Origin of the sequence: Paenarthrobacter nicotinovorans, from assembly GCF_021919345.1 — a bacterium.
Classification (GTDB): Bacteria; Actinomycetota; Actinomycetes; order Actinomycetales; family Micrococcaceae; genus Arthrobacter; species Arthrobacter nicotinovorans.
This window is the reverse complement of the sequence record NZ_CP089293.1, coordinates 3,682,550-3,708,960: the sequence shown is the minus strand read 5'-3', so window position 1 is coordinate 3,708,960 and position 26,411 is coordinate 3,682,550. Positions and strand designations below refer to the sequence as shown.

The following is a 26,411-nucleotide window of genomic DNA, read 5'->3' as shown; positions in this document are numbered from 1 at the left end:
GGCTATTCTCCTAGTCGTCGCATTTCGGCACGGAAGCTTTCTTCGTTCCAGGGCTCGCCGTTCGGTGCGTGCAAGCCGAGGGTGTTGAGTCCCGCAATGACTCCTTCCAAGTCATGCGTCCCCCCGCCAAAGATCTCTGCCAACGCTCCTGACAGCTTCTTCTCGTAGGGACCAAGGGGTTTCCCCAGGCGCGACTGGGCTGGATCCAGATACAGTTCAGGCATTTCCATCCTTTTCGGGTCGGGCGAAGGCGTGCAGGCCTTCTGCGATCTTGATGAACGATGTGGCCCACTCATTGAAGGAACCGGGACGGTTCCGGTGAGCGGGGATCCCGCAATGGTCGATGATGACGAAGACCCCGTTCCGGATGCCTCCGGCCACGCTCTGGGCTTTTGAGATGTCCGTATCGAGCGTTGGTGCTGCTGCAATCACCAGCGTGGGAGCTTGTACCTCGGACATCACTCCGGCCAGCTTGAGATCCTGGGGGTCAACCTCCGGGTCACCCAGGATGAGGCTCATCACCAGCCCGGGATGGGTTGATCCCAGAATGACGGCGCCCAGGACATCCGGGCCGGTTGCCACGATGTGTACCGGACCCTTCCACGCTTTCTTCAAGGCAACAGCAGCAGACTCTGCCCAGCCCTGGGCGCTCCCAGCAGCAGCGGAAGCCTGCTCCTCGGCCCACACCCGAGCGCCTAAGTCATCACGCTGGAAAGAGAACCAAGAGTCCGTAGTGCCGGAACCTCCCAGGCAGACAACGGGGTACTTGGGCATGGACAGCCCATCCGGGGAATCTGTGTCCATGACACGGCCGAGGCCAGGGTCGCTGAAATTCAAAGTTTCCATTCAGGCCTCCTCGTGCCCGGGCTGCGGGATGTGGACGGGAGGAACAAAAGGTCCCGGCTGGGGGACCAGCGCTGTGACGTCAACTTCGATGACGGCCGGTCCGCGGACGTCCAATGCCTCAACCAAGGCTTGGTCGAAGGTCCCCGGTGACTCTACGCGCCAAAACGGCAGGCTGAGCGAACGCGACAACAGCTCGAAGTCGGGAGTTCTGAGATCCACTCCCGCCCGCGCAAATCCATTGGCCTCCTGGAGGTTTCGGAGCACACCGTAACCGCCGTCGTTGAACACCAGCACCACACACCATGCGCCTGAACCGGCCAAGGAAGCGAGCTCTCCAAGGTGGACGGCCAGGCCGCCGTCGCCCACCATTACTGCAGTGGGGACCTCCGGCCGCGCGCAAGCTGCGCCGATGCCCATGGCCAGGCCTTGGCCGATGCCACCACCAACGGGAAAGACGTTGGTTTCCCTTGCGTAGATCGGAAGCAGCCGATTGCCCCACTGGCTGGAAGGAATCGTCACGTCCCTGGCGATGACCGATTCGCGGTGGAACCTTTGACGGATGCTTTCGCAGACCTCGGCGTATCCACCGATGTAACGGGAGAGCTGTTCCCGGACGGAGTAGCGGACCTGGCGGACCCTTTTCGGCCAGGACCCTGCGGCCGGATCGGCGTCGGACTGAAGCGGGCCCCGCCGGGCGCCCAGCTGCCCGTTGATGGCGGCCAGGATGCTCCGCGCGTCACCAAGCAGCCCAACATCGGCGGGATAGACGCGGCCGATGGCGTCGGCGTCGATGTCTATTTGGATATGGGGCGCGGGCAACGCCAGGTGGTAGTGCTTGGTTTCGTTGGATCGGAAGTGCGTGCCGATGCTGAGCAGCAGATCCGCCTCCGCCAGCAACCTTGATGCCTCCGGCGTAGTGGCAAAATTCCCGATGACCAGATTGTGGTCTTCGGGAACAACGCCCCGCCCGGAGTTGCTGCTCAGCAGTCCGGCTCCCAGACGCTCCATGAGGGAGGCCAGCGCTTCGCCTGCTCCGGCAGCCCCGCCACCTGCCCAGATCACCGGGCGCTTGGATGCGGCCAACAATTCGACTGCCTCGTTGAGGGCATCGGCATCCACCTCGGGGGGAAGCCGCTCAGCGGCCTCGATGGCCCGCTGCTCATCGGGGCGCGCCAGGTATTGCAGGTCAGTGGGCCATTCGATGCTGGAGGGGGAATGCGGCAGCGACTGCAGGTGGGCAATGGCCTCCTCCAGATCGGCTTCAGCGTCCTTGCAGTTGAAGATGGTGCGCGCGTATCCGGAGACGGCGTCCAGCATTTGCAGTTGGCGTGGAACCTCGTGGATAACCCCGCGGTTCCCGCCGAGAAATTCACTGTCGATCTGGCCGGTAATGTGCAGGACGCGGCTTCCCGCCGTCAACGCCTCCACCATGGAGCCGGCCGCATTGCCGGCTCCGGTACCGGTGCTGGTCAGGGCAACACCGAACTTGCCGCTTGCCCTGGCGTAAGCATCGGCTGCATTCACCGCGGCGGCTTCGTGGCGCATGGGGATGAAGGTAAGTTCACGGTCCACGGCTTCCACCAGGGGGAGGTTGTGGATGCTGATGACGCCGAAGGCGGTGTCGATCCCGTGACGGCGCATCACCCTGACGAGGACGTCCCCGCCGTTGGGTCCGTTGGTTGATTGTTTCTGTGACATCGAGTCCCTTTCGTAGCTTGAGTGGTTGTCAGACGTACCGGTTCACGCCGCCGCCGACTTCCACCGTGGTTCCGGTGGTATAGCCGCTCAGTGGCGAAAGCAGCGTGACGATGTGGAAAGCCACTTCCTCCGCTGTGCCGAACCGGCCGAGTCCGATGCCCCTGTCCTTGGCTATTTCGGCACTCCAGTCGGCGTATCCGAGGTCGGACATCGCGATTTCGAAGCGCCGTCGCCACTGGCCTGTATCGATGAGCCCGAGCATCACTGAGTTCACGCGGATGCCGTCCGATGCCAGGTCCTCGGCGATCGAGTGCGTCAGGTTGAGCAGCCCGGCACGGGCTGCAGACGTCGCCGCAAGGCGAAGTTCCGGTTGCCGGGCCAGGATGGCGTTGACGTTGACTATCGCCGCGCCCGGCCGGCGGGTCGTCGACGACGGCGGTTGGCTTACCTCGACGGCGGACGCCGAGCGGGCAAGCGACGCGCGCGCGGAGCGGATCATGTTCCACGCCCCGAAAATCTTGAGGTCGAACTCTTCCCGGAATTGCTCGTCTGTGGTGTCTTCCAGTGTTGCCATCAGCGATCGTCCTGCGTTGCAGACCAGTCCGTCGATGCCACCGAAGCGCTTCAGTGTGGTGGTGATGAAGGCATCGGCAGCGTTCCGGTCCGTGACATCGCAGGATTCCAAAAGGATGGAATCCGGGTCGGCCCAAGAGAATTCGCTGAACGCTTCCTCAAGCCGGTCCACGTCCCGTGCGCATGCTGCTACCCGGGCTCCTTCGCCCAGGAGAAGCCGTGCGGTGGCGAGGCCAACGCCTGAGCTGGCTCCCGTCACCACCACTGTCCGATCTTTCAACTGCAGGTCCACGTACGGTTCTCCTTCTTTTTGATGTTCAAGGGGGTCCTCACTGCGCTGGCTACTGACCCATGACGAATCCGCCATCAACAACGATGTTTTGGCCGGTAATGAAAGCTGCTGAATCCGAGATCAGGAACTGCACCACGCCGGCCACATCGTCAGGAGTCTGCTCCCGGGCCAGGACCCGGCGGTCCTGGTAGAGCTGGAAGCGGTCAGCCGGGACCCGTTCGGTTGCTTCCACCCGGGTCAGCCCGGGAGCCACGGCATTGATCCTGACGCCGGCCGGGCCGGCGTCGCGGGCCATCGTCCGGGTCATGGACAGCACCGCTCCCTTCGACCCCACATAGTGCACAAGCCGGGGTGAGCCATACAGCGCAGCGTCCGAGGCAATGTTCACGATGGAACTGCCGGATTTCACCGCTAACTGCGGATAGAAATGCTTGCTCATCAACCACGTGCCAAAGGCATTGACGGTCATGACCCGTTGGAAGAAGTCGTCATCGAGTTCCCAAAACGCGTCCCCTCCCACCCCGTCGGCAAGCGCCGCATTGTTGACCAGGGCGTGAGCGCCCCCCAGTCTTTCCACAGCCGTGGCCAGCGCTGAGACGGAGGAGGCATCGGAGATGTCCGTGATGATCGCTGTTGCCGAGAGGCCCCGCGATCGCAGAGTGTCCTGGGCCGATTCTGCCAATTGCGGGCTTTTCTCGGCGAGCACAACGTGGTCCCCTCCAACGGCGAGCCGTTCGGCGATGCTGAATCCCAGCCCCCGGCCGGATCCGCTGACCACAACGAGCCGGCTCATGCCTGGCCCGCCCAGAAACGGAGCACGGCGTCGGCCATCAGCCCGGGCTGCTCCTGCAGTGCGGCGTGCCCTGCATCCTCAAGGATTTCGAACCCGGCTCCAGGGATGAGCTTTGACACCAAACGGGACTCCTCGACGCCCGTGACGAAGTCGTCCCGGCCGACGACGACGAAGGAAGGGACTTTGAGCGCAGTCAGGACAACTGTGTTGTTGGTCCGGGCCATCATCCGCGCCGCTGCCGAGTATCCCGGCAGGCGGACCGCCGCCATCTCGCGGCGCACGGTGTCGGCCACCGTCGTCGGCGTCACGGGGGAGACCAATCTGCGGAAGCGCCTGGCGGCAAAAACTTCAGGTCCGACGTCGCGGAGTTCATTGATCCGTTTGAGCATTCTGTCCGCCGATTCCTTCGTCAGGCAGGACCCTCGGGTGCTGCTGGCAAGGACCAAAGAGCGCACCAGCTCCGGATACCGTGCTGCCATCTGCGTGCCGATGACGCCACCCCATGACGTGCCAAAGACGTGGACGGGACCGCTGCCCAGCTCCGTAATCAATGCAGCCGCCACGTCCACATGGTCGTCGTGGACGGACGCGTCCGTGGATTGACCGTAGCCTGGCGCGTCCCAGGAGATGGTGCGGTAACCGTTGTTGCTCAATCGTTCCGCCAGGAGGGCGCATGAGTTGGCGTTGCCGCCGATCCCGTGCATCATCAGGACCGGGACCCCGGAACCGCGCATTTCAATGGATATGCCTTCGGACGACATCCAACGCATGGCCTTGTCAGTGGGTGGCATGGACAGCCTCCATGCTCAGGAAATAGTCACCGGATTCAGGCTGTACCAAGTCGCGGTACCCGGGATCGGCAATGCCCGCCATTGCACTGCGGACGGTTGCCGTGGGCGGTCCCGCGGTTCCCCATTGGTCGGACAGCTCAGGGGTTCGTCTCCATGTGCGGCAGAGCCAACTGTCTTCATTCACTTGGGCAACTTCCGAGGTGTATTCACAAACCAGGTTGTTTGGATCGGTGAAGTAGGAGAAGGTATTGTCGCCGGGGCCGTGCCGGCCAGGCCCCCACTGCGGGGCGATACCGTGCGATTTCAGGCTTCCTATCCCGCGCATGAAGTGGTCGATGCTTTGCATCTCGTAGGCAACGTGGTTGACGGAGGACCACGGCGCTTGGTTGAAGGCGATGACATGATGCTCGGCATTGCACCGGAGGAAAGCCATTTGGTGCTCCGACCAGTCGGAGATCCGCATGCCAAGCACTTGCGTATAGAAATCGGTGGCACGATCAATGTCCACCGTGTTCAGGACAACGTGGGCAATTTTCCGCGGCAGGGCGCGCCTGCCGCCGGGTTCCTGTGAGACCACTGCGTGGACGTTCGCGGACAGTTCCAGCAGCCGCCCTTCGGGGTCCACCAATTGCAGCCCGTAGCCGCCGGCTGCGTCATCCAGGGGACCGGGCTCCCGGAACAGCGGAATGCCAAGGGCTGCGAGTTTGACTGCCGCGACGTCCACGTCCCGTGGAGTGGAGAGGGCGAACGAGATGGAGCCGAGCCCGTTCTGCTCGGCCTGTTCCAGGCGAAGTATGTGGTGGTCCGAACCTGTTCCCCGCAGCCAGAACCTGTCGCTGTCTTCCTCCACGGTGGAGAGGCCCCAGACTTCATGGTAAAAATCCTTGGCTGCGACGGCCCGGGGGACCTTGAGGGAAACCGATCGGAGCGATCGGAGCTTGCATACGGGTTCAGCGGCGAAAAAAGTCATGGACAACCTTCCGGATTGAGTTGGGTGGGCGGATTGAGGATCAGAGGTCCAGGACGAGCTCCCGTGAGCGGCAACGGGAAACACAGACGAACATGGATCTGCTTTCGGCTTGTTCGGCTGGGCTCAGGAGGAAATCCCGGTGGTCGACGTCGCCTTCGACGACACCCACCTCGCACGTGCCGCAAATTCCTTCCGTGCAGGAACTCGGGACGTCGACTCCGGCCTGGTTGAGGGCATCCAGGACCGAGATGTCGGGGCCGACAGTGATGCGCTGGCCGGTGCTCTTGCACACGACATCAAAGCCGGTACTCTCCTCGGCGGTCGCGGAAGCAGGGACCGGGGCCTTGAACCGCTCCAGCCTGAGCCGGGAGGGGTCTTCGAGGGCAGCTTCAACGGCTTTCATGAGAGGTTCCGGACCACACACGTAGACGAGCGCATTTGCGTCGAGGGAACCTACCGCACCGGCAATATCCGCGAAGGTGCCATTGGCTTCGTCATCCGCATGGACTGTCACACGGTCCTGCGGCATGCCGGCTATTTCATCCAGGAACGCCATGGTGGCCCTGGACCGGCCAGTGTAAAGGAGAGACCAGTCCGCGCCATCACTTTCCAGCTGGCGGGCCATGGCGATGATTGGCGTTATGCCCACCCCACCTGCCACCAGTACGTAGCTTCCGGCCTCCTCCAATGAGAAGTTCGTCCGGGGACCCTCCACGTCAAGCAACGAGCCCACTGGGAGGTTCTCGTGAACAAACTTGCTTCCACCACGGGAGTCGGGGGTGCGGAGCACGGCCACCGTCCATGACGTTGAACTCGACGGATCCGAACACAGTGAATATTCCCGGGTGAGTCCATTGGGAAGGCGGAGGCTCAGGTGTGCCCCGGGAACCCACGAGGGAAGAGGGGCTCCTGACGGGTCGGTCAACGTGAGGCTGGTGACGCCGTCGGCCTCCCACTTTTTCTGGTGTACACGCAAAGTGCGGCGTGCAGGGCTGGTGCTCACTGAAGTGCCTTTCATTATTGTTCGACGGCGGGTTGCTGGGCCGCCCAGTCGATGGGCTTTCCGGACAGGTCCAGGTAGATGCTCTTTTGCCGCATATAGGAGCGGATGCCTTCGCGGCCCTTTTCGATGCCCAGCCCGCTTTCCTTGGACCCGCTGAACGGCGTCGAAATGCTGAACTGCTTGTAGGTGTTGATCCACACCGTTCCCGCCTGGATGGCTTTGGCTGTGCGCCATGCGCGGCGATAATCGCTCGTCCAAACACCGCACGCGAGACCAAAGACGGTGTCGTTTGCTTCCCGGACGAGGTCGGTTTCGTCGTCGAAAGGCAGGACCACTGCCACCGGTCCAAAGATCTCCTCCTGGCAAATGGCGGCCGAATTCGACACCCCGCTCAGGATGGTTGGCAGGAAGTAGGCTCCGGCATGCAGCGCCTCATCTTCCGGAGGCCCGCCACCACACAGCACAGTGGCCCCGTCCCGCCACGCAGCGTCCACCATGGCAGCCACACTGTCCCTGTGCTCGTGCGTCACCATGGGGCCCACTTGCGTGGCAGGATCGGAACCGGGACCAACGCGGAGCCGTTTGGCCCCATCGACAAGCCGGTTCAGGACTTCCTCAAAGATCGAACGTTGGATGAAGACCCTCGAACCGGCAATGCAACTCTGGCCGGTCGAAGAGAAGATTCCGTACAGGATGCCGGCCACGGCCTGGTCAAGATCGGCATCGGCGAACACAATCGTGGGCGACTTGCCGCCCAACTCCAACGTGATGGGCATGATCTTTTCAGCGGCAACCGCGCCCAGGGTCCGTCCGGTGGAGGTGCCGCCCGTGAACGAGATCTTGCCGACCTGCGGATGGCGCGCCAGAGCGTCACCCACCGTCCGTCCCGGTCCCGGCAGTACGGAGAGCAGCCCGGGCGGCAGGCCGGCGTCGTCACAAATTCGGGCCAAGAGGAGCGAAACCCAAGGCGCCCACACCGGGGGCTTGATGATCACGGCGTTGCCTGCCGCAAGGGCTGGCGCAACCTTCTGGGCGTCGCTGGCGATCGGCGAGTTCCACGGCGTGATGGCACCCACCACGCCCACGGGCTCGTACATCGAAACAGAGAGGTAGTCGCCGCGGGAGGGAGTCAGAGCGTCCTCCAACGTTTCCAAGGCAGCCGCCGTGAAGCGGAAGGTGCCCGCGGCGCTGACGGCGAGGGCTCGGGTTTCAGCGAGCGTCTTTCCGGTGTCGAGGGTCTGCAGCTCAGCAATTCTTTCCGCATTGCCCAGGATGGCGTCACTGATCCGATGCAGCACTGAGGCCCGTTCGTGGGGGAGCATCCGCGCCCAACCACTGTTCTCGACCGCTTTCAAGCCTGCCTGGACGGCGGCATCGACATCATCGACCGTGGCTCCGTGCAACGTTGCGAAGCACGCGCCCGTGGCTGGATCGATTGACTCGATGAGCTTTCCGGCTCCTTGCCGCCACGTGCCTCCGACGTAAATCTCATCGGGTGTTGCAGGGGAGGGGCGCATCGTATTGCTCGGCGCAGCTCCGGTTTTGTCGGGGTTCATGATCGAGTTCCGTCCGTCATTGATGGTGCGAAAGGGGAGGTCCACTGCCTGGGCAGGCTCAACGGTTTTGCTTTACGCAAATTTACTCAGTACCAATTGTCTTAGTACTAAGATCTTTTGACCTGACCGATTCTTGCGGATTTTGTGATGGAGGTCAACATGCGTTTTCTTCGGTGGATTTTCGACGGCCGGCTCGGGGCAGGGGTTTGGCACGGTAAAGGCGCGACCGTGCCAAATTCGTGACGATGCGCCGCGGCTATTTGCGGGCGCTCATCTGGGCAAGCAGCGCCTGAGGGTTCGCTGGTTGAGGGCAGGGCAGGGCAGGGCAGGGCAGGGCAGGGCGCGGCAGGGTACGGGAGGGCAGGGCGCGGCAGGGCAGGGCCTCAAAGGCCCCGGCGCGAGGGCGCGAAGGCTAGCGGCGACGTGGAGGTGACTGTCGTCGTCGTCCCTTGAATCCGGGGACGTGCGTCGGAAAGGGAGCTAGTCCCGGGTCCGGTCCCAACTGACCACTACCCGCGCAGCGCCCGCTTCCGTGCGCTCCACGTTGGTAATGATCTGTGACTCCTTGGCGCCCATTTCCCGGATCCGGCGCCGGTAGTCTTCAATGTGGGCCTGAAGCGACTCTTCAGTCCATTCGCCCGGTCGCATCCTCGTTGAGATCTCTACCGGCTCTTCCCGGGGCAGGATCTCCGGGGGCTGGCGCAAAGGGTCCCTGGCCGGCTCGGGTTCGCCGGGTGGCACCAGCATCCGGACAGCGAAAGCCCCGCCTGCTATCCCGGCGACGAGGCCAGCTGCAATCAGCAACAGTGTTCGCCCGCGTTTGCGGTTTCGTGGGGCGTGAACCTTTGCTTTGGGAGTCGGCGTGACGGTCGATTTGTGGGCCATGGGAAGACGCAACCTTCCGATCAGTGGTTCGTTGTCCGTTGTGGGAATGGTCAGGAGAACACCCACTCAGTCTGCCACTGTATCGCCGTGTCTGTGCGCTACTTTTCACCCTCCGGTCCGCGACCCCTTCACCCGTGACTCATGGCCCGATTCCGGCCTGCCGGGGCAGTGGCTGGATGGCCGGATCGGGAAGATAATGAAGTCAGAGCACGGCAAGCAGCGTCCGTGCCGGTAAATGAGCAGCGATGCCAGGACAGGCAAGCCTGCTCGCGTGGTGAGGAAGAGTCCGGTGTCCTTGTCGGATGAAGAGCGCAGGAGCCTGGAAGAACTGGAGCAGGACTTGGCTGCGACAGATCCAGACCTCGCGCATGAGCTGATGTCGGGCCGCCTTCGGGGAGCGAAGGCCCGCACGACCTTTGGGGTCCTTGCCGTGCTTTGCGGCTTCGTCATGGTGATCGCCGGGATCATCACCCAACTGTTGGTGCTGGGTGTGGTGGGCTTCCTGTTGGCTGGATCAGGCGCGTATCTGCTATTTGCCGGGACGCCGTTCCGGCGGCGCGTTGGCCGGCATGGACAAGGCCCCGCGGCTTAGCGTGGCCAAATGGCCAGGCGGTCCGGCAATCGGCGGACCGTGGAGCCCGCAGACGCAGGACGTCAGGGAACCGGCGGTACAGGTGGCTGAACCGGGTTCTCCGGATTCTTGACAGGCTCAGGTTCGCCGGGAGGCATCATCGTCCGCCATGCCAGGACGGCGCCGGCACCGACGACGCCCGCCAAGAGCGCAATCAACCAGCCCCAGGGGCGTGGGGTGGGTTTCCTGGTCTGACGGGACAATGCGCGCGTAGCCCTCTTCACGGCCTTGGCAGCGGTGCGTTGGGCTTCTTTGGCTGTCTTCTTGTTCCCGGTCAGTGTGAGCATGACGCCATGAACCACGGAAGGGACATCGGCGTGGTTGATCCTGGCCAAAGCCCAGCGCACTACGGCGTCGCTCTGTGAGCTGGTTCCGTCTGCCGCGTGCGTTACCCATTCCCGCGCAAGATCCTGGACTGCAGGAAAGATGCTCTGCGGTTTGTACATTGTGCGCCCCTAACGGAGAGATGGCCCCGTGAGCCAGCCTACGCCGTGGGCGCGGCACGCAACAGGTACAGCGCTCCTGCCCGGTTACCCAGCCCGCCAAGGGGAGAAATCCCGGGTACCCGGCGCAGCGCTGCAGCCGAAACCCGGGGGCAGTGGCCAGGCCCGTGGTAACCGGGAAGGAGCGTTACATCCGAAGGGGCAAGCTAGTCCCGGATCACCGCGGCCAGCTCCACGGGCTTCTCCAGGCCGGCCCATTGTCCACTCAGGATCAGCTCGTGGTGAAGTTCCGGTGCCGCAGCGGTGGTCGCTGAAGCGTCTGCTGCCACATCCAGCACCCGGGTCACTTTCAACCGCAGCTCGCCTGCATTAATGATGGTCACGCCACTCCCCGATACCGGCGCCGAGGCACTCAAGTCGGGCACGCCGCCGTCGAGCGTTCCGCTGCCCTTGACCGTTACGCTGCTGGGGCGGGGTTCGGGCTCGCCCTCTACCAGCAGGGCCGCCTCTTCCTGCCCGGTGAGGATGGCCGTGGCCAGGGCCTTGACGTAAACAGGGTCGGCGCAGGCGTCGTAGACCCAGCGCTTGCCGAGGACCGAATGGTCCATGGTGCCGATCAGCCATTCCTCGGCGCCACCCAACTCGTGTCCGCGATAGCTGAGGGGAACCTGGTAGATCCGCTCGCCCGCAGCCACCACATGTGTTTCGAGGCCGACCTCGCCGGCGGGATCGTCGAAGCGGTAGGCGCCGATGAGTTCCGGGGTGCCGTCCTGGATGAACCACGGCTGCGCCGGCAGATAGTCAGCGATGATTTCGAGCTTGGTGGGGGACAGGTTTGCTTTGTGTATGATCGCCATGTCCCCCAGCCTAGGGCAGCCCGGATCCTGTCTCTAAGCAGGGTTCGATGCGTGGGCTCGGCTCTGCTCTGTTTACAATCAAAGGGACGTCGACCACTGAGGGAATCATGAAGAAACTCACCACTGTCCTGATCGCTGCCGGGCTGCTTGTCTCGGCTTCCGCTTGTTCCGCTCAGCAGCAGCTGACCACCAAGGAAACCTGCGACCGCGTGAACGTCGCCGCGGCCGGCGGCATCTCGCAAAACCCGAGCCGGACCCTTTCCACCCGTGCAGCGAACGCTGTCCGGCCAATTGAGTCCGTGGCGTCCGACGAAATGAAGCCCGTGGTCACCGCCATCCTCGAATACCTGGACGAGCAGTCCAAGGAGAACCCGAACGAAGAACGGATGGGTGAACTGACCACCGCTTTCCAGGAAGCCGGAGCCAAGTTCGGCCAGCTCTGCACCGCTGGACAGTAGTACTTCCGCTTCCAACGCTCTCCCACCTGATGCTCCCGCGGGCTTGATGGTGGGGGAGCGTTTTTTGCTGCGCCCACGCCAGCCGTTTCGATGCGTGGCTGCACGTTCGATGCGGCGCGCGGCATCTTTGGCAGCGATCCAACGAACCGGGCTACCCAAGTTCCGGAACGGTTGCAGTAGGCTCTCCGAATGACCCAACCCGACGCAAAAAAGCGCCTTCTCGCAGCCTATGACCAGCAGCTTCGCACGGATGCGGAGACTTCGGACGCCCTCACGGTCACCGGGAATGGTCCGCTCCGGCTGGCCACATTCATGGGTGGGCGCGGGTTCATCACTTACCGGGACTTGGGCGGGGCGGACAGGGACGGCATTCGTCGCCTGGTTGCTGAAGCGATCGCCTTCTTCGAAGACCAGCCCGGAATCAGCCGGGTCGAGTGGAAGACGCGCGGGCATGATCACGCCCCGGGACTCCACGAAGCACTTGTCGATATGGGCTTCACCGCTGATCCGCCTGAGTCGATCATGATCGGCGAAGCCCAGGCGTTGAGTGCGGACGTGCCGCTTCCCGACGGCGTGACGTTGCGTCGCGTCGTCGACGAACCGGACGTGCGGGCGATGACAGCGATGCAGGATGAAGTCTTCGGCGAGCCGGTTTCGAACGACATGGCTGATGCCCTGCTGCATCGGATGTCACTGGACGACACCATGGAACTGTGGGTCGCCGAGGCGGAGGGTCGCGTCATCAGTGCCGGGCGCCTCGATCCCGTGGCCGGAACCGAATTTGCCGGTATTTGGGGAGGTGCAACCCGTCCGGAGTGGCGTGGCCGCGGGGTTTACCGGGCACTCACTGCCCGCCGCGCCCAGTCAGCATTGGCTCAGGGCAAAGCATTTATCCAGAGCGACTCGACCGAGTACTCACGCCCGATTCTGGAACGCTCGGGATTGGTTAAGGTTTCGACGACGACGCCGTACCGCTGGGTGCGCGGCTGACCTCCGCATTGCTTTGGGTGACGGTTGCAATGTATAGATGTATACAAGTACACCTTCTGGACAACCTTCTGGACGACCTTCTGGACGACCTTCTGGACAATGGCGGCAATTTTGGCAGATCCACAACCCCGGAACACTGGAGCGCACCTCGTTTACAACGAGCTGAAGCGGCGAATCCTCAGCCTCGAACTCAAACCAGGTGAACGCATCTACGAGCCGGCAATGGCCACGGAGCTCCAGGTCAGCCGGACCCCGCTCCGGGAAGCGATCCGTCGGCTGATCTCCGAAAGCCTGCTTGAGCAGCAACCCACTGGTGGAGTGCTTGTTCCGCTGCTGGACGAGAAAGCCATTTCCGAGTTGTACGACGTCCGGGCCGCCTTGGAGTCCCTCATGGCACGGGAAGCATGCGCCAATGCCACTGCAAAGGACCTCGAAGAGCTTCAAGGGATCGTGGCCCGCAATGCCGCGTTGGTGGACTTTGCTGATGAAGCCATGAAGTACGGGGTTGCCCTGCACGCCGCGATCGCCAAAATCGCCGGGAACTCCTGGGCACAGCGCTTTCATGAGCAGATCGCCAGCCAGGTTGAACGGTACCGGTACTTCACCAACAACGCCCCCGAACGTCGTGAAGAGGCGCTCGCCAATCACCGGCTACTGGTGGACGCCATTGCCTCCAAGGACGCGGAGAAGGCGGCCCGGGTTGCCTTCGACCACGTCATTGGTGCCCGCCACGAGACGTTGCGGGTCATTTCCCACAAGGGCCTCGACGTCCAATGATCGGCGAACTGGGCCGACGCTCGTCCACGGCACTGCTTGTCCACTCGGCATTGATCCAGGCAGTGACCTTCCTGGTCCGCCCTGCTGCCACCTATCGGGCCCTTGAACTTGATGTTCCGCCGTTTGCGTTGGGTGTCCTCGCAGCCAGCTATGCGGTTTTCCCGTTGCTGCTGGCGCTGCCAATCGGCGGACTTGTGGACAGATTGGGTGAGCGCCGCCTCATGGCGATCGGGGCCGCCGTCGTTCTTGGTTGTTCTGCTTTCCTGCTGTTTTGGGGAACGTCGGTGGCTGCGCTGGTGGCCGGCACAGCGCTTCTTGGGGCGGGGCAATTGGCGTGCGTGGTAGGCCAACAGGCGGTGGTGGCGAACAACGCGGCGTCGTCGCGCCTGGACTCGGCATTCGGGTATCTGACGTTCGCCGCCTCACTGGGCCAGGCCCTCGGACCGTTGGCCATCTCAGTGGTGGGCGGCGCGACCGTGCACCCGAACACCGAGGCCATCTTCATCCTTTCGGTCGGCATGAGCCTGGTGCTGTTCTTGACCACGTTCGTGATTTCCCGCAAAGTCAGCGGCCGGACAAACAGGGCCAAAGCCAGGAACGCGCCCAAGGGCGGGGCGATCGCGTTGCTGAGAACACCGGGCGTCGCCCGGGCGCTTGCCACGAGCGCGACGGTTCTGGCCGTCGTCGACCTGACCGTCGTTTACCTTCCCGCCCTCGGTGCCGAACGCGGCCTGACGGCGGCCACCGTGGGTCTGATGCTGACTGTCCGTGCGTTGTTCTCCATGGTTTCCCGCATCGGCCTCGGCAGCATGTCGCGCAAGCTGGGACGTATGAAGCTGCTGGTCCTGAGCCTGGCCATCTCCACCGTGGCCCTGGCAGTGGCGGCCATTCCGATGCCGGCGTGGCTGCTGTTCGTTGTCATGGCGTTCCTGGGCCTGGGGTTGGGAATCGGGCAGCCCCTGACCATGTCGTGGCTTTCAGCGCAGGCCCCCGCCGGCCAACGGGGTCGCGCGCTGGCCTTGAGATTGGCGGGCAACAGGGTTGGCCAAGTGGTGCTGCCCAGCGCCATCGGTGTTGTCGCCGTCGGAATGGGCGCGGCGGGAGTGTTCCTGGCGTCCGCAGTTGCCGTGGGCGGAACGATGCTGCTGCTGCGGGGTGTCCGACTGGACGACTGATTTCGCCGTCACGTTCTGCCCCTTGGCCGCACTGCTCATTAGGCGGGAAAGTAAGGGGGCGGTTCCCAGTGGAGAAATGCACAGTGTTCGGGATGGCAGATCCGGATGCCTTGCCGGTGCGGTACTACAAGGCGTGGGAGTACTTCCTGCCGGGCGATGAAGTCGACGTCAGGAACGCCGGTGGTGTCCCCACCCCCGGACTGGTCGTGGCGGTCATGCCGGACGGCAGCGGAATATGGGTCTACATCAACGGCGTCGGGCAACGGCTTTTCGGCGTAGATGAAGACGTGGACATCACGGTCACCGGGACTCCGGCAGGCGCCGGCCGGGAGAATGCATGAAATCGCACCTGACAGCGCCCCGCCCCTACTCCGCGAACAGCGCAGCCAGGTCCTCAGCGGTCAACGATCCGCCGGCCAACGCGTCGCCTTCCATTACATCCGCGAACAACTGCGACTTCTTGGCCTTCAGCGCCATGACCTTCTCTTCGATGGTGTCCTTCGCGACGAGCCGGTAGACCATCACGTTCCGGGCCTGTCCAATGCGGTGCGTGCGGTCCACGGCTTGTGCCTCCGACGCGGGGTTCCACCAAGGATCCAGCAGGAACACGTAGTCCGCCTCGGTCAGGTTGAGCCCGAAGCCGCCGGCCTTCAACGAAATCAGGAACACCGGTGCTGAACCGTTCTTGAACTCGCTCACGACGTCGCCGCGGTTGCGGGTGCTGCCGTCGAGATAGCAGTACTCCACGCCTTCCTCGTCCAAGCGCTCACGGACCTTCCCAAGGAAGCCGGTGAACTGGCTGAAGATCAGCGTGCGGTGGCCCTCGGAGATCACGTCCTCCAGTTGCTCAAACAACACGTCGAGCTTGGATGAGCGCACACCGGACAGCGAGGAATCCACCAACGAGGCGTCCAGGCTCAGCTGCCGGAGCAGGGTCAGGGACTGGAAGATCGTGAAGCGGTTCTTGTTGACGTCGTCGATCAGTCCCAGGATCTTCTGCCGTTCGCGCTGAAGATGCGTTTGGTAGACCTTCTGGTGCCGCGGGTTCAGCACCACTTCAAGGACCTGTTCCTGCTTCGGCGGCAGGTCCTTGATGACCTGCTCTTTGGTGCGGCGCATCATGAGCGGACGGACACGACGCCGGAGCTTGCCCAGTTGCGCGGAGTCACCGTTCTTCTCCACGGGCTTTTGGTAGTTTTCGGCGAACCTCTTGGGGCTCGGGAACAGGCCCGGTGCCACGATTGAGGTCAGTGCCCAGAACTCCATGAGGTTGTTCTCCAGCGGGGTACCCGTGATGGCCAGCTTGAACCTTGCCGGGAGCTTCCGAGCGCACTGGTACGCCTTGGACTGGTGGTTCTTCACGAACTGGGCCTCGTCGAGCATCAGCCCGGCCCACTGGAACGAGGCGTAGGCATCATAGTCAATGCGGAAGAGCGCGTAGGAGGTGATGACGACGTCGGCACCCGTCAGTGCTTCCGACGGCGCCATGCCGCTCTTCGCGAAAGTCTCACCAACGGTGCGGACCACCAGCCCCGGGGCAAAGCGCTCCGCTTCAAGTGCCCAGTTGCTGACAACACTGGTGGGCGCAACCACCAGGAAGGGAGCCCGGGGGATCACGTCAGCAGAGGCACCCTGCGCAGCGGTCGCTGTCTCAGCGGCCAGGTCCTTCGCCGCGCAGATCAGCGCGATTGCCTGCACGGTCTTGCCCAGGCCCATGTCGTCGGCAAGCACACCGCCGAGGCTGTGCTTGTACAGGAAGCTGAGCCAGTTGAAACCTTCGAGCTGGTACGGACGAAGCTCAGCGTTAAGTCCGGCCGGAAGCGGCAGTCCGGTCACGCCGTCGTCGAGCAGTCCGCCTACAGCCTCGCGCCACGCGGCGGCCTGTTCATCCACGATCCCCAGCTGCGCCAACTCGTCCCAGAGCCCGGCCTGGAAGCGGCTGATCTGCAGGGTGCCGTCCTTGTTGTCCGGGTTGTCCTGCAGGGAACGGGCTTCGTCGATCAGGGCCCGCAGCTGGTGGAGTTCGGGCAGATCCAGCGAGAAGTAGGCGCCGCTGGGCAGCAGCATGCGGCTCATCCCGGCTGCGAGTGCCGAGAACACGGCGGCGAATGAGACGGGTTCGCCTTCGAGTGTGATGACGATACCGAGGTCGAACCAGTCGCCGCTGGCCGTCTCCTTGGTGGAGATGGACACAACGGGTGCTTCGGCGGCTTCGCGGTAGTCGGCGATGTCGCCGGATGTTTCAACGACGACGTCGGGCAGGTCCTTGAGCGCGGGCAGCACCTCTTCCGTGAATGCCAGTGTGTCCAGTCCACCCAGTTCAGCGGTAGCTGCCAGGCGCGGAGCACCCCAGCCGCCGGTGGCGGACTCGGCGAGAGCCGGGACCACGTCCCACGGCCGGCCGAGTGACTCCAGGATGCGGGCTTCTTCGGGATCGTCGCGGTAGCCGCGGTCGTCGGGGTGGCGCCAGAGTGGCTGGGCCGTGACGAGGGTGCCGGACTTGTAGTGCCACTCCCAGTGCAGCCGAACCTTGTGGTCGGTGCCGTAATTGGCCAGCAGGGACAGGGTGGGGACCGCCAAGGTGGGCAGTTCGACGGACTCGTCAGCGGCCTGCACTGGCGTCGATTGCCGCAGCTTGGGGTAGAACGAGGTGAGGAAGCGGCTTTCGTCTTCGGCCGGGATCTGGAGTGTCTGGCCTTCGGTGACGAATTCCAGCAGCTCGTCGCTGATGCCGCCCTCGATCGGTGCGAGGGTGATCAGGTTTTTCTGCTGTGGCACGCCGGGCAGGGTGTCGCCGGCGTGGGTGAAGAAGATGCCGTTGGCCGGCTTTCCCAGGAAGCCAACGGTTCCCGGGTCCACCGCTTCCCCGCCCAAGGTGACGGACGGCGCGAGCTGCAGCCCGCCGTCGGGCGTTGTGCTTTCGGTTCCGTCCGCGTCAAGGCGCGCCAAACTAAGTCCGACGACGGCGGACTGGGTCTCGACGCGAACAGGCTCGCTCCCAGCGGAGTGGATGAGGGGGATGCCGGCTTTCGCGGCGTCGGCCAGGAGGGTCCACAGGTTCTTGGCGGCGAAGTCGTTGAGGCTCAGCCACATCGCCCCGGAGGGTTGCTGGCGTCCGTTGCTGGAACCGTGCGCGGCCAGGAATGTTTGGAGCCACTCGACGTGGACTTCATTGAATTCGCGCCGGAAGCTGATGTAGCTGAGGTTGTTCCAGGACACGTCGCCGCGGATCCATTTGCCTTTGGCGCCCATCATGACGGGGCGGGCCTTGAGCTGGCGGACGCTGCGCATGGGGTCGCGGCGTCCTGTGTAGGAGAAGTGGGCCGCGGGCTCTTCAATTTCGAATTGGAGGGCGAGCGGGATTCCTGCCGCGCTGGGTGCGGTTCCGGGCTTGGCGATCAGCCTGTTGAGGGCTTGTTCCCAGGCAGGCCGGGCCGAGCCGCCCTGTTCCATGGCGCCGTGCCGCGACGTTTGGATTCCGGGCGCCTGCGACAGGAGCTGGGAACGGATGGTGGGGTGGTCCTCGGCGGTGAAGAGCAGCGCGGCGACGTGCTTGCAGTCCTTCCGGACCGGGCAACTGCAGATACCCACAGTGCAGCTCCAGCCGGCGGGCTTGCGGACCAGTTTGGCCGACGTCGAATAGGGTTGCGGGCCGCTGCCCCGAACCTTGCCGAGGAGGAGCCCGGTTGCCGCGTCGAAGGAAATCCCGCTCACGCGGCTGCCCATGGCATAGGCCAGTCCGGCCGCCAGGGAGCGGTCGTTAATGGCAGGAGTCTGAATGGCCAGTTCCCAGGATTCGTCTGTGTGGGACGGCATGCGTCGGGCTACTTTCGGCAGGAGGTTATCTGCTCAATCTTAGTCAGCAGAAAACAGCTCCCAAACTTCGCCCTCCGTTAACCTCAACCTCGATTGCCGCGCCGCTCCCACGCGTACGTTGAAAGTGTCCGGAGCACCATCAGCTTTCAGCAGTGAGGATTCCCCATGACTACCAACGAGTACCCCGTCGTCCTGAACAAGACCGGATTCGAAGCCGGCAATGCGGATGTTGTGGATTCCAACGTCAACGTCGTGAACCAGATGTACCAGGAGCTCCTCAACAGCGACGAAATCGCGTTCCCTGCGCTCAACAGCTACTTCGTGGATTTCTACCTGACGCAAGCGCTGTCCGGCGGCTTCGCCCAGTACGTCTTCACCGCGCCGGAGCGTGAGGAAGTTGATGCGTATGTCCGCGCCGGGCTCGAAGCCATGGGCGCTGAGCGGCACCTGGATCTCTTCAACCGAACGGCTGCGGCGTTTGACGCGCTGACGGAAGAGGAAGCAGAGGCCTACCTGGACGGCGAACTGGATGAGTCCGAGACTCCCGTTCCCGCGGTTGTGGCCTTGGACGAACTCGACGGCGAGTTCGAAGCCTTGCTTGAGGAAGAGGACATCATCGATCTCAACGCTGCCTACCTGCGCGACCAGTCCGAGCTCCTGGTTCTTTCCGAGGATGAGATCGAGGAACACATCGCTGCCCGTGTGGCCCAAATCCCGGACCTGGCCGAGCGCCAGGCAGAGGCAGAAGAGGAAGCACTCGCCAACGCTCCCGAGTTCGAGGTCATCATCCGCGAATTGTGCGACGTGGCCGGCTACTCCTTGGAGAAGATCACCATGGGCGATCCCAACTACGAGCACGACGGCGTGAAGACCCTCGCCTGGCACTTCTCCACCGACCACGGGGACTACCTCATGATCGAGGACGACGACGAGGCCTTCATGATCCACCCGGAGACGAAGGAAATCATCGCGGCCGTGGAGTTCGAAGAGTCTGAGGAATTCGCGGACGCCTAAACCGCCCGTATGTAGCCGAAAACGCCGGAGCGCTGCGGATTCGCCGTGGCGCTCCGGCGATTTCGGCGCGCTCCGGCGTTCTGGACGTGCTCCCGCGTTCTGGGGCTAGCTTGTCCTGGCCCGGCTGAGCTTGACGAAACCCCAAACTATGGAAGCCTGCCAGCAGACGAGCAGGCCGATCCAGATCCAGTCAAAGCCGCGGTTTGCCGCGTTGATGGCCATGGCTATGAGCCCCAAAGTCCAAGCGACCTCCTGCAATGCAAGGAATCCCAGGTTTGGCGGTGTCTTCGCTGTGTTTTTCGCTGCCATCTTCCCTCCCCCATGAGTAAATGGCAGTCTAACGGACGGGCGAAACCGTACCGGGCTCAGTATCCGGATGCCGCGGCGCCCTTGATCATCTCCCCGCTCGGGCTGACCAAGTACCAGACGCCGCCCACGCCCTGTCCGGTGACGTCGCCGGCTGCTTTGTCCTTGGCGTAGTAGTACAGGGGCAGGCCGTTGAGGGTGACTTGCTTCTTCCCGTCAGGCGTTGCGATGGTTCCCACCGTTCCTGTGACGCCTTCAACGCCGGGCGCGTCCGACGTCGTGGTGAAGACGGGCCAGGCCTGCAGGCAGGCGCCGGTGCACGCGCTGGTGCCCGAGTCCTTCACATCCTTTGTGAAGAAGTAGAGGCTCATCCCTTTGCTGTCCACCACGATCTGCCCCGCGCTGGACGACGCCGTTTTCATCTCAGCACCAGCTGCGGTGCTGGCGGCCGGGGAAGAGGACGCCGCGGACGGGGGAGCGGAAGTACTTGTTCCCGAACCGCCGCCGCACCCCGCCAGTGCTGCCGCAACGATCAATGCACCCAATCCAAAGCCAACTTTGTTCTTCATGTCCAGCTCCTTGAGACGAGCCGGTCGGGAGGGCCGGCGCTAACCCCTACGACGCCGGACGGGTGAGAATGGTTCATGCTTGCTGAACCTTTTTGGGGCTCGGCGCGTCGTATAGGCGAAGGGCTGCGGAAACAGGACGAGGGAGGTGCCGATGCCGTTGGACGAAGACGTGGTGGCTGCGATTTACCGCGATCACGGCACGGCGCTGAAGAGGTTTGTCATCAGCTGTACCTCGGACACCCAACAGGCCGACGACGTCGTGCAGGAAACCATCCTCAAGGTTTGGCAGCATGCACCACAGATCACGGGAAGTTTGCGCAGCTACCTCTTCCGGACAGCGCGGAACGTCATCATCGACAACTACCGCAAAGCCCAGAGGCGTCCGCACGAGACCGGGGAATACGACCTCCCGGACAACGCAGCCGCCGAACGCGTGGACGAGCTCCTGAACCGGGTACTCATGGAAGAGGCGTTGCTCCGGCTCAGCGTCGAGCACCGGGAGGTCCTGGTGGCCTTGCACTATCAACGGTTCACTGTGGTGGAGGCGGCGCTTCAGCTGAACATCCCGGCCGGGACAGTGAAATCCCGGGCTTTCTACGCAGTGAAGGCCCTCCGAACAATCCTCGATGAAATGGGGGTGGAACGATGAACGGCAACTCCGTCCACCAGTTGCTGGGCGCCTACCTTCTGGGAGGTTTGGAACCCGGCGAAGCCCGCATCTTTGAGGAGCACCTCGAATCATGCGCTGACTGTCGGGGTGAACTGGAAGAACTCGCCAGCTTGCCTGCACTCCTGGACGCCGTGCCCGCTGCCGACGCGGTGGCCCTCACAGCCGCCGGGGCCGCACCCCTTGCACCGCTGGCAATGGAACCGGAGCCGCTCCCGGAAAAGGTCCTGGTTGATCTGGCGGTCCGAAGGCGGAAATCACGACGCCGGTGGGCAGCTTTTGTTGGCGCTGTCGCCGCTGCTTGCCTCGCGGTCGGGTTCCTGGCCGGACCGTTGTTGAACCAGCCTCCGAAACCGGATGCCAGCTATTCGGTGCAGTCGGACGGCGGTTTGCAGCTGACGGTGGACATGGTCAAGAAGACCTGGGGCACTGAGCTTGAAGTTGAGGGCCGGAGCATGCCGCTTGAGGGCACTCTCTATCTTTGGGTCAAGGGCCGCGACGGCGCCGAAGAGCGCACCTGCGGCTGGACGGCCACGCCGAGTGGGCGGATCAAGATCACCGGTGCCACACCCGTTCAGTTGGCGGGGATCGCCGGGGTTGAGCTTCGTGACGAGGCCCAGAAGACGGTGGCTTCCATTTCGGTGCCCTAAACCAGGTGCCCTAAACCAGGTGTCTTGAAACCAGGTGTGGTGAAGCTAGGCGCCGGCGCCTTGGGCTTTCAACTCAGCCACCAACGCAGGGTCCTCGCAAGCACGGGCGAACGCTTCGATCCGTCGTTCGATCTCCCTGCCCAGGAGCCAACCGCCGACTCTCTCGGCGACGGGCTTGATGAAAGCCGGCCGGCACGAAAAGGTGTACTTCCAGACTGCCCGGGTGCCGCCGTCGTCCGGGGTGAACCGCCAGCCGCCGCCGAAGTTCTCAAAAAACCACGGACCGGACACCATGGTCATGCCCACATTTCGCGGGGGAGCGTAGGAGACGTATTCGCTGACCATCTTCAATCCCATGCGCGAAACGGTCCGGGTCCGCACACCCTTTCCGGCTGCTTGGGCACCATCCATGAATGCCTGCGCGGAAATGAACGGATCCCACTTGAGCCGGAACGCGCCGGTTGTCTGGGAGAGGGCAAAAGCTGTTTCAGGATCCAAACGGATGAAGCGTTCCGCGCGTACCTGTGGCATCAGAATCCCTGCCCTGATCCGAGTACCAGGAACACCATGAAGGCAATGCCGAAGACGTTGACCGCCATGATCGCCAGCCCGATGATTCCAGTGATGCGTCCGGCGTTCATACGCCCGGCCCGGAAGACGGCAATGAGGCCACTGATGACGGCCACAATGGACAGCAGGACGGCCACCCCGGCCAGAACCAGGGCTCCGATCCACCAGGCGTCGTTATCCGGGTTGTAACGGCTTAGTGACGAGGCGATGGCCGCAAGCCCAAGGGGAATACTGACCACCGCGGCAATCGGCGACAAAACTGCGGAGACGATGCTGGTGATGCCGGCGCCCAGACCCCGGGTGCCTTGTCTCTGCGGCTGTTGGTAGTAGTCGATCGGTGGCTGGTAGCTCATGATTCCCCCAAAGTCCGTTGGCTAAAGCTTGCGGTACGTGAGGTCAAAGATCATACGCCCGGCCTCGTGCGCTTTGTTCTCAAAGCTCGTGCGGATCCGGCCCTCGAACCGGGGAGCCCAGCCGCCTTCTTCGTCCACTCCCTCATTCGGGCCGGTGTGCTCGGTACTGACCGGCGCCCGGCCCTCCCTGACGGGCGCACCGCCTACAACGGATTCGACGCCGGACTGCCACACTTGCGTCAACGGGCTCTCCTCGCCGCTGCGCTCGCCTTCGTGCATGTTCTCGAACTCCGTGGATCCCGCCAGGACTTCCCGGACGTGCACGGCATAGTTGGACCAGTCCGTGGCGATCCTCCAGTAGCCGCCCTTCTGGAGGGCTTTGGCAGCAACGGAGGCGAAGGCCGGCTGGATGAGACGGCGCTTGTGGTGCCGTGCCTTGTGCCAGGGGTCAGGGAAGAACACCCATAGTTCGCTGACCGACCCTGCAGGCAGCATCGATTCGAGGACCTCGGGAGCGTTGGCTTCCACCACGCGCACGTTGGTCAGGCCCCGGCTGTTGATCTTGATGATGGTGTTGGCCAGCCCGGGTGTGTAAACCTCGACGGCAAGGAAGTCTTTGTCCGGGTTCTGCTCGGCGGCGTGAACCACGGCGTCGCCCAGTCCGGAACCGATCTCGACAATCAAGGGCGCCTTCCGCCCGAAGACAGCCTCGGCGTCGAATGTGTAATCCGGGTGCACGGAGGTGTTGGCGACATGACGGGGGACCTGGATGGCCCAGCGCTCCGCGTGCTCTTCCCAAGCCGCCTGCCTCCGACCCTGCAGGCGTGTGCCGCGGCGCACGAAACTGACCGGGCGACCACCGTAGGTACCGAAGGAAGCCTGGCTGCCGGGGGTGACAGGGCGCGGGGAATCTGGGGTTTCACTCATCCTTTCCAGAATACTTGGGTTCGGGCAGGGGGCTCTGCCGAGGGGGCGGGCGCTTGTCTTTGGACGAAGCATCACCATCAAAATAAGGGGAGTGTTAGGCTCGGCTCCAATGACGCGCTTACTGGTCTTGGAGGCGCTCACTGGTCTTGGGGGAAGCATGGGAAGCTTGCGGTCATTTGCGTTCAAGTCGGCGGCACTGGGCGCCTTGTTGTTGGGCACGACGACCTTGGGGGCGGCTCCCGCTGCAGCGGACTACCAGGATTGGGTTCCGCCAATCTTCGGCATGCCCTACGTGGGTTCCGAACTGACCATCGGCAGCGCCGACCATGGGCTGCAGGTGTGCCCGCCCACAGCTGAGGCCCCGCAGGGCTTCGTCATGGAATGGCTGAGCAACGGCGAGCCACTGCCTGCCGGGCGCCAAGGCGAATCCCTGAAACTGCTCCCCGAAGACCGTGGAAACCGTATTTCGTTCACAGCCCACGGCGTGTGCTCCGAAGAGGAAGTTTTCCGGAGCGATGAAACAGCTCCGATCGCCGCCTCCAGCCGTTCCATGGGCTGGACCGGGCGCGGCAACTTCGAGCTCCTGGGCCGCACGGATGACGGCACGTTGGTCCTCTATCCGCATGCTTATACGTCCGAATACCGAATGTGTCCTTCCGGCGCCGGGTGCACCTATTACAACCACACGATCGAAGAACCAAGAGTGGTTGGCCGGGGCTTCGGCATTTTCGACATCGTTTTCTCCACCGGTGATTTCGACGGCGACGGAAACAACGACCTCCTGGGCCGTGACAGCGCTGGAACCCTGCACATCTATCCAGGCGATGGGGAGGGCGGCTGGCTTCCGCCCAGGCAAGTTGGCTGGGGCTGGAACTTCTTTGACACTGTCGTTGGCCCGGGGGACTTCGACGGTGACGGAAACAACGACGTCCTGGCCCGGGACTTCGCCGGCGACCTCTACCTGTACCCGGGAGACGGCGACGGCGGATGGCTGACGCCATCACGAGTCGGGACCGGCTGGGACGTGATGAACAAGATCGCCACCCCCGGCGATACCGACGGCGATGGCGCTGTGGACATCTATGCCAGGGACGGCGCCGGCATCCTGCACCAGTACCCCGCAGACGGAAACGGTGGCTGGAAGCCGCCGTCGATCGCGGGCCACGGTTGGGAGCTCATGACCGAAATCAGCGGAGCCGGCGTCTACGAACCGCTCTACGGAAACCGGTACTCGGCCCTGAAACCCCTCAATGACATTGTGGCGATCGACGAGACAGGCGATATGCGGCTCTTCCTGAATTCGGAGTTCGGAGCGGGCCTGTTCGGAAACACGCACATAGGCGTGGGCTGGGGTTACTTCGACACCCTGATCTAGCCCGCAACTGATGTCTCGCGCTGGTCACAATGACCCCATCACGCGTCCCCAAAACGTGGCTGACAGAATAGGACGTGTGACCTCCTCGAAGATGCCCGGCTACCCAGAGAAATCCGTCCTGCCCGAGATTGCGGCCGATGCAGAGATCGATGAAGAACCGGCCGCCGGCCCCACGCAGCTCCGGGGCAGGAGAGGACTGGCCTACCTGGGCATCTGCCTGGTACTGATCGGGCTGAACCTCCGCACGGTCTTCTCCAGCTTCTCCGCGGTCCTTCCGGAAATAACGTCCGACGCCGGTCTGCCGGGTTGGTCGCTGGTGGTCCTCACCACGGTGCCGGTCACTTTGCTGGGCGTCTTCGCGCCCCTTGCCCCCATTCTGGCCCGCAGGTTCGGCGCGGAACGGGTGCTCCTGGGCGCCATGGCTGTCCTCACTGCGGGCCTGCTGCTCAGGCCCGTGGACGTACCCGGAGTGGGCCATCTCCCGGGGCTTCTCGCGGGCACGGCGGCCTGTGGTGCTGCGATTGCGCTGTGCAACGTGCTCCTGCCGGGCGTGGTCAAGAGGGATTTCCCGCACCGCCTCGGCTTGATGGGCGGCCTCTACACCACAGCGATCTGCGCGTCGGCGGCCTTGGGCGCGGGCTTCACGTATCCGGTCTTTACGGCAACCGGCCAGTGGACTTCGGCGCTGTGGTTCTGGGTGGTGCCTGCCGCCGTCGTGCTTTTGCTGTTCCTGCCGCTGGCCGTCAGGCAACCGTCGGTAAGGCACCAAGCCGTCCATGGTGGCGTGAACGTCTGGAAATCGGCTGTGGCCTGGCAGGTGACGATGTTCATGGTGCTGCAGGCGATGATGTCGTTCAGCGTGTTCGCGTGGATGGCTCCGATCCTGCGCGACAGGGGCATCGACGGTGCAACGGCCGGGCTCATTGTTTCGGTGTCGATCGTGCTGCAGATGCTCGGCTCCCTGTTTGCCCCGGCCCTGGCGACGCGTTTCAAGGATCAGCGGATCATCAATATGGTGGTGGCGTTGATGACCGGCGGTGGTTTCGCACTGACGATCTTCGGTCCCACTGAACTGATCTGGGTGTGGACGGGCCTCAACGGACTGGGGCAAGGCTCGCTCACAGCAGTGGCCCTCACCATGATCATGGTCCGCACCCGCGACGCCCACACGGCCGCGCACCTTTCGGGAATGATGCAGGGCGTGGGCTACGGGGTTGGTTCGGTCGGCACTCTCATGGTGGGGCAACTCCACCAGGCCACCGGCGGGTTCGCAGCCGCGGGAATCCTGTTCCTGGTGGTCGGTTCGCTCGCGGCTTTCTTCGGCTACCGGGCCGGCCGCGACCGCTTCGTTTAACGTTGCGAGGCCCACTCTGCGTCCCCACCGCCCGGGTTTGGGAATAGCGCGCAGAGCGGGCCTCGCAACGAA

29 protein-coding genes are annotated in these 26,411 nt (G+C 63.6%); 11 read left to right on the top strand and 18 right to left on the bottom strand.

What is annotated here, in order from left to right; translation table 11 throughout:
• Positions 1 to 2: 2 nt before the first annotated feature.
• The 10 genes from JMY29_RS17210 to JMY29_RS17165 form a co-directional block, all read right to left on the bottom strand.
• Entirely contained in the window at positions 3 to 224 is a 222-nt protein-coding gene (locus JMY29_RS17210; RefSeq protein ID WP_018778265.1) for a recombinase-like helix-turn-helix domain-containing protein, read from the bottom strand.
• On the bottom strand, positions 217 to 846 hold the full coding sequence (locus JMY29_RS17205; RefSeq protein ID WP_229778635.1) for an alpha/beta hydrolase: 630 nt from the start codon (positions 844 to 846) through the stop codon (positions 217 to 219). The genes JMY29_RS17210 and JMY29_RS17205 overlap by 8 nt, the downstream gene beginning before the upstream one ends.
• Positions 847 to 2,544, bottom strand: coding sequence for a thiamine pyrophosphate-binding protein (locus JMY29_RS17200; protein WP_189076245.1), 1,698 nt, complete (start codon positions 2,542 to 2,544; stop codon positions 847 to 849).
• Positions 2,545 to 2,572: 28 nt separating this feature from the next.
• Positions 2,573 to 3,409: an SDR family oxidoreductase gene (locus JMY29_RS17195; RefSeq protein ID WP_189076244.1), complete on the bottom strand. Its 837-nt coding sequence runs from the start codon at positions 3,407 to 3,409 to the stop codon at positions 2,573 to 2,575.
• 49 nt (positions 3,410 to 3,458) lie between these two features.
• Positions 3,459 to 4,202: an SDR family oxidoreductase gene (locus JMY29_RS17190; RefSeq protein ID WP_055972697.1), complete on the bottom strand. Its 744-nt coding sequence runs from the start codon at positions 4,200 to 4,202 to the stop codon at positions 3,459 to 3,461.
• Positions 4,199 to 4,993, bottom strand: coding sequence for an alpha/beta fold hydrolase (locus tag JMY29_RS17185; protein WP_189076243.1), 795 nt, complete (start codon positions 4,991 to 4,993; stop codon positions 4,199 to 4,201). The genes JMY29_RS17190 and JMY29_RS17185 overlap by 4 nt, the downstream gene beginning before the upstream one ends.
• The gene (locus tag JMY29_RS17180; RefSeq protein WP_189076242.1) at positions 4,980 to 5,963 is read right to left on the bottom strand and encodes a VOC family protein; all 984 of its coding nucleotides are present in this window, start codon (positions 5,961 to 5,963) and stop codon (positions 4,980 to 4,982) included. Before JMY29_RS17180 ends, JMY29_RS17185 begins: the two co-directional genes overlap by 14 nt.
• A 40-nt stretch (positions 5,964 to 6,003) precedes the next feature.
• Complete coding sequence (locus JMY29_RS17175) at positions 6,004 to 6,966, bottom strand: PDR/VanB family oxidoreductase (RefSeq protein WP_209783749.1); 963 nt, start codon at positions 6,964 to 6,966, stop codon at positions 6,004 to 6,006.
• Positions 6,967 to 6,980: 14 nt separating this feature from the next.
• Positions 6,981 to 8,522 (bottom strand): aldehyde dehydrogenase, encoded by a 1,542-nt coding sequence (locus tag JMY29_RS17170; protein WP_310587406.1) that lies wholly within the window; start codon positions 8,520 to 8,522, stop codon positions 6,981 to 6,983.
• Positions 8,523 to 9,002: 480 nt separating this feature from the next.
• Positions 9,003 to 9,407: an L-asparaginase family protein gene (locus JMY29_RS17165; protein ID WP_229778634.1), complete on the bottom strand. Its 405-nt coding sequence runs from the start codon at positions 9,405 to 9,407 to the stop codon at positions 9,003 to 9,005.
• A 271-nt stretch (positions 9,408 to 9,678) separates the two neighbouring features.
• On the opposite strand from JMY29_RS17165, the gene JMY29_RS17160 reads away from it, so the two are divergent.
• Positions 9,679 to 9,999, top strand: coding sequence for a DUF3040 domain-containing protein (locus JMY29_RS17160; protein ID WP_227453578.1), 321 nt, complete (start codon positions 9,679 to 9,681; stop codon positions 9,997 to 9,999).
• Positions 10,000 to 10,061: 62 nt separating this feature from the next.
• On the opposite strand, the gene JMY29_RS17155 is transcribed toward JMY29_RS17160, so the two are convergent.
• Together JMY29_RS17155 and JMY29_RS17150 are read right to left on the bottom strand one after the other, a co-directional pair.
• Positions 10,062 to 10,484, bottom strand: coding sequence for a hypothetical protein (locus JMY29_RS17155; protein ID WP_055972688.1), 423 nt, complete (start codon positions 10,482 to 10,484; stop codon positions 10,062 to 10,064).
• Positions 10,485 to 10,687: 203 nt separating this feature from the next.
• Entirely contained in the window at positions 10,688 to 11,338 is a 651-nt protein-coding gene (locus JMY29_RS17150) for a CG0192-related protein (RefSeq protein ID WP_189076239.1), read from the bottom strand.
• 107 nt (positions 11,339 to 11,445) lie between these two features.
• On the opposite strand from JMY29_RS17150, the gene JMY29_RS17145 reads away from it, so the two are divergent.
• The 5 genes from JMY29_RS17145 (at position 11,446) to JMY29_RS17125 (ending at position 15,079) form a co-directional block, all read left to right on the top strand.
• Positions 11,446 to 11,796, top strand: coding sequence for a hypothetical protein (locus JMY29_RS17145; RefSeq protein ID WP_018778282.1), 351 nt, complete (start codon positions 11,446 to 11,448; stop codon positions 11,794 to 11,796).
• Between the two features lie 189 nt (positions 11,797 to 11,985).
• Positions 11,986 to 12,786, top strand: coding sequence for a GNAT family N-acetyltransferase (locus JMY29_RS17140; protein ID WP_018778283.1), 801 nt, complete (start codon positions 11,986 to 11,988; stop codon positions 12,784 to 12,786).
• Between the two features lie 111 nt (positions 12,787 to 12,897).
• The gene (locus JMY29_RS17135; protein ID WP_189076238.1) at positions 12,898 to 13,563 is read left to right on the top strand and encodes a GntR family transcriptional regulator; all 666 of its coding nucleotides are present in this window, start codon (positions 12,898 to 12,900) and stop codon (positions 13,561 to 13,563) included.
• Positions 13,560 to 14,738 (top strand): MFS transporter, encoded by a 1,179-nt coding sequence (locus JMY29_RS17130; protein WP_039243025.1) that lies wholly within the window; start codon positions 13,560 to 13,562, stop codon positions 14,736 to 14,738. Before JMY29_RS17135 ends, JMY29_RS17130 begins: the two co-directional genes overlap by 4 nt.
• Before the next feature lie 92 nt (positions 14,739 to 14,830).
• The gene (locus JMY29_RS17125) at positions 14,831 to 15,079 is read left to right on the top strand and encodes a hypothetical protein (RefSeq protein ID WP_229778633.1); all 249 of its coding nucleotides are present in this window, start codon (positions 14,831 to 14,833) and stop codon (positions 15,077 to 15,079) included.
• A 25-nt stretch (positions 15,080 to 15,104) separates the two neighbouring features.
• Here the strand turns inward: JMY29_RS17125 and JMY29_RS17120 are convergent, their stop codons facing one another.
• Complete coding sequence (locus tag JMY29_RS17120) at positions 15,105 to 18,554, bottom strand: DEAD/DEAH box helicase (protein WP_189076236.1); 3,450 nt, start codon at positions 18,552 to 18,554, stop codon at positions 15,105 to 15,107.
• Positions 18,555 to 18,719: 165 nt separating this feature from the next.
• Between JMY29_RS17120 and JMY29_RS17115 the strand changes: the two genes are divergently transcribed.
• Positions 18,720 to 19,568, top strand: coding sequence for a DMP19 family protein (locus tag JMY29_RS17115; protein ID WP_189076235.1), 849 nt, complete (start codon positions 18,720 to 18,722; stop codon positions 19,566 to 19,568).
• A gap of 105 nt (positions 19,569 to 19,673) precedes the next feature.
• Here the strand turns inward: JMY29_RS17115 and JMY29_RS17110 are convergent, their stop codons facing one another.
• Positions 19,674 to 19,877, bottom strand: a complete 204-nt coding sequence (locus tag JMY29_RS17110; RefSeq protein ID WP_055972672.1) for a hypothetical protein — start codon at positions 19,875 to 19,877, stop codon at positions 19,674 to 19,676.
• Positions 19,878 to 19,933: 56 nt separating this feature from the next.
• Complete coding sequence (locus JMY29_RS17105) at positions 19,934 to 20,443, bottom strand: COG4315 family predicted lipoprotein (RefSeq protein ID WP_189076234.1); 510 nt, start codon at positions 20,441 to 20,443, stop codon at positions 19,934 to 19,936.
• Positions 20,444 to 20,594: 151 nt separating this feature from the next.
• Here JMY29_RS17105 and JMY29_RS17100 point away from each other — a divergent pair, with 151 nt between their 5' ends.
• Together JMY29_RS17100 and JMY29_RS17095 are read left to right on the top strand one after the other, a co-directional pair.
• On the top strand, positions 20,595 to 21,092 hold the full coding sequence (locus tag JMY29_RS17100; protein ID WP_064722530.1) for a sigma-70 family RNA polymerase sigma factor: 498 nt from the start codon (positions 20,595 to 20,597) through the stop codon (positions 21,090 to 21,092).
• Positions 21,089 to 21,760, top strand: a complete 672-nt coding sequence (locus JMY29_RS17095; RefSeq protein WP_189076233.1) for an anti-sigma factor family protein — start codon at positions 21,089 to 21,091, stop codon at positions 21,758 to 21,760. Before JMY29_RS17100 ends, JMY29_RS17095 begins: the two co-directional genes overlap by 4 nt.
• Positions 21,761 to 21,805: 45 nt before the next feature.
• On the opposite strand, the gene JMY29_RS17090 is transcribed toward JMY29_RS17095, so the two are convergent.
• The 3 genes from JMY29_RS17090 to trmB are packed head-to-tail and all read right to left on the bottom strand — an operon-like array spanning position 21,806 to position 23,610.
• On the bottom strand, positions 21,806 to 22,291 hold the full coding sequence (locus JMY29_RS17090) for a type II toxin-antitoxin system RatA family toxin (RefSeq protein WP_189076232.1): 486 nt from the start codon (positions 22,289 to 22,291) through the stop codon (positions 21,806 to 21,808).
• Positions 22,291 to 22,683 (bottom strand): hypothetical protein, encoded by a 393-nt coding sequence (locus JMY29_RS17085; RefSeq protein ID WP_018778294.1) that lies wholly within the window; start codon positions 22,681 to 22,683, stop codon positions 22,291 to 22,293. Before JMY29_RS17085 ends, JMY29_RS17090 begins: the two co-directional genes overlap by 1 nt.
• Positions 22,684 to 22,704: 21 nt before the next feature.
• Positions 22,705 to 23,610 carry a tRNA (guanosine(46)-N7)-methyltransferase TrmB gene (trmB, locus tag JMY29_RS17080; RefSeq protein ID WP_039243016.1) on the bottom strand — a complete coding sequence of 302 codons (906 nt, stop codon included), beginning with the start codon at positions 23,608 to 23,610 and terminating at the stop codon, positions 22,705 to 22,707.
• A gap of 109 nt (positions 23,611 to 23,719) precedes the next feature.
• Here trmB and JMY29_RS17075 point away from each other — a divergent pair, with 109 nt between their 5' ends.
• Both JMY29_RS17075 and JMY29_RS17070 read left to right on the top strand, forming a co-directional pair.
• Positions 23,720 to 24,985, top strand: a complete 1,266-nt coding sequence (locus tag JMY29_RS17075) for an FG-GAP repeat domain-containing protein (RefSeq protein WP_229778632.1) — start codon at positions 23,720 to 23,722, stop codon at positions 24,983 to 24,985.
• A 91-nt stretch (positions 24,986 to 25,076) separates the two neighbouring features.
• A complete protein-coding gene (locus JMY29_RS17070; RefSeq protein WP_229778643.1) occupies positions 25,077 to 26,339 on the top strand; it encodes an MFS transporter in 1,263 nt (420 codons plus the stop codon).
• Positions 26,340 to 26,411 lie beyond the last annotated feature (72 nt).